Raw genomic sequence first — 2,171 nt, 5'->3', positions numbered from 1 at the left:
CCGCACCCGGGGCGCCGACGACGGCCGAGCGCGTCGCCGCCGGGCTGGCCGCCGTGGCCGAGCGCGTGATCGCCCGTGACGGCGCGAGCGCTCTCGTGCTGATGGGCGGCGAGGGCGCCCGCGCCGTCCTGTCCCGGCAGGGCGCCGATGCGATCCTCGTCCGCGACGCCATCCGCGAGGGCATCCCCGTCGGCGTCATCGAGGGCGGGCGCCTGCACGGCCTCGCCGTCGTCACCAAGGCCGGCGGCTTCGGGCCGCCCTCCTCGCTCACGGACATCGTCCCCGAGCTCCTCGATCCGCCCGCAACCACCCCCACGCAAGGAGAATCAGAATGACCCTCCCCCGCCTCGCCATCACGCTCGGAGACGTCGCCGGCATCGGCCCCGAGATCACCGCGAAGACGCTGCTCGGCCACGACGAGCTCCGCGAGCAGGCCGTGTGCGTCGTCATCGGCGACGAGGCAGCCATGCGCCGCGGCGTCCAGGCCGTCGGCGGCGACCCCGCGACCGTGCGCGTCATCGCCTCCGTGGCGGACGCCCGCAACGAGCCGGGCACCATCGAGCTGATCCAGACGGGCCCCTCCCTCGCGGACGTCCCGGTCGGCGAGCTCAGCCCCGCCGCCGGCGACGGCGCGTACCGCTTCGTCGTCGAGGCGTGCCGGCTGGCGCGCGAGGGCGAGGTCGACGGCATCGTCACCGCGCCGCTCAACAAGGCGGCCATGCACGCGGGCGGGCACAGGTGGCCCGGCCACACCGAGCTGCTGGCGCACGAGTTCGGCGTGGAGAACTTCTCGCTCGTGCTCTCCGCGGGCGAGCTGTTCTTCTTCCACCTCACGACCCACGTCTCGATGCGGCAGGCGATCGACGACATCACGCCCGCGCGCACGGGCGACGTCCTCGACCTCGCCGGCGCGTTCGCCGCGTCGATGGGGACGCCGGACGAGCTCATCGGCCTCGCCGGCCTGAACCCGCACGCGGGCGAGGACCGGCTCTTCGGCGACGAGGACGCCGACATCCTCGCCCCCGCCGTCGCGGCCGCGAAGGAGCGCGGCCTCAACGTCGTGGGACCGGTGCCGGGCGACGCGCTCATCCCCGCGGCGGTCCGCGGCAAGTACAAGCTCGTGGTCGTCTGCTACCACGACCAGGGGCACGCGCCCTTCAAGGCGGTCTACGGCGACGACGGCGTGAACATCACGGTGGGCCTGCCCGTGGTGCGGGTGTCCGTCGACCACGGCACCGCGTTCGACATCGCCGGGCAGGGCATCGCCCGGGAGGCGAGCCTTGTACTGTCGGTGGAGCGCGCCGCCGCCCTGGCCCCCGGGTGGGACCACGTGTGGCGCACGGCGCAGAAGATCGACGCCCCCGCCGCCTGAGACGTGAGACCCGAGGAGACCGTGCCGAACCGGATCGACGACCTGGATCCCGGCGCGGTCTCCCCCTCGCTCCCCGGCCCCCTGCACGCGCAGCTCACGGGCGTGCTGCGGTCGCGGATCGTCGACGGCGCGTGGCCGCCCGGCGCGCAGCTCCCCACCGAGGCCGAGCTCCAGGAGCGGTACGGCATCTCCCGCTCGGTCGTGCGCCAGGCGCTCCTGTCCCTCACCGCGGACGGGCTCGTGCAGCGGGGACGCGGCCGCGGCAGCATCGTCGCCCCGCGGGGCGAGCTGCACCGCCTCGTCCAGCGCGTCTCCGGGCTCTCCGCACAGGTGCCGTCCGTGACGACGCGGGTGCTCGAGCTGGCACCCGGCCACGATCCGGACGCGGAGCGCGCGCTGGGCGGATCCGACGTGCACCTCCTCCGCCGGCTCCGCTCGGCCGGCGGCGAGCCGGTCGCGCTGATCCACACCTGGCTGCCGAGCGCGATCGCCGGGCGGCTCACGACGGAAGACCTGACCGACGCGTCCCTCCACGCGCTGCTCCGGGCGCGGCTCGGCATCGCGGTCGTGTCGGGACGCCGTCAGGTGCGCGCCGTCGGCGCGGCCCCCGAGGTCGCCTCGGCGCTCGGCGTGGCCGAGGGCGCCCCGGTCCTCGTGCTGGAGGGCACGAGCACCGACGCGTCCGGCGGCCCCGTCGAGGTGTTCCGCACCTGGCACCGCGGCGACCGGTTCGTGTTCGACGTCGACGTGCTGACGGGCGACGCGGGCGCGCCAGCGCCCGCGCCCGCGCCCGGGACGG

3 protein-coding genes are annotated in these 2,171 nt (G+C 75.8%); all 3 read left to right on the top strand.

The features are described from left to right. Window positions 1-335: nucleotide-binding domain containing protein (locus Q6969_RS15125; RefSeq protein ID WP_317231183.1), on the top strand; the 335-nt coding region annotated here is incomplete at its 5' end. Beyond that, window positions 332-1,372: a 4-hydroxythreonine-4-phosphate dehydrogenase PdxA gene (pdxA, locus tag Q6969_RS15120; RefSeq protein WP_317231182.1), complete on the top strand. Its 1,041-nt coding sequence runs from the start codon at window positions 332-334 to the stop codon at window positions 1,370-1,372. The genes Q6969_RS15125 and pdxA, both read left to right, overlap by 4 nt. 21 nt (window positions 1,373-1,393) lie before the next feature. Further along, window positions 1,394-2,171 (top strand): GntR family transcriptional regulator (locus tag Q6969_RS15115; protein WP_317231181.1); only part of this gene is annotated, 778 nt, incomplete at its 3' end.

Source organism: Clavibacter sp. MX14-G9D, from assembly GCF_032917815.1.
In the GTDB taxonomy this organism is placed as follows: Bacteria; Actinomycetota; Actinomycetes; order Actinomycetales; family Microbacteriaceae; genus Clavibacter; species Clavibacter michiganensis_K.
Note: the sequence above shows the minus strand (reverse complement) of the source record. Positions and strands in the feature narration are given on the sequence as shown.

Coding starts and splice junctions, on each gene's coding strand:
- pdxA (WP_317231182.1), top strand. CDS start 332: ATGACCCTCCCCCGCCTCGCCATCACGCTCGGAGACGTCGCCGGCATC.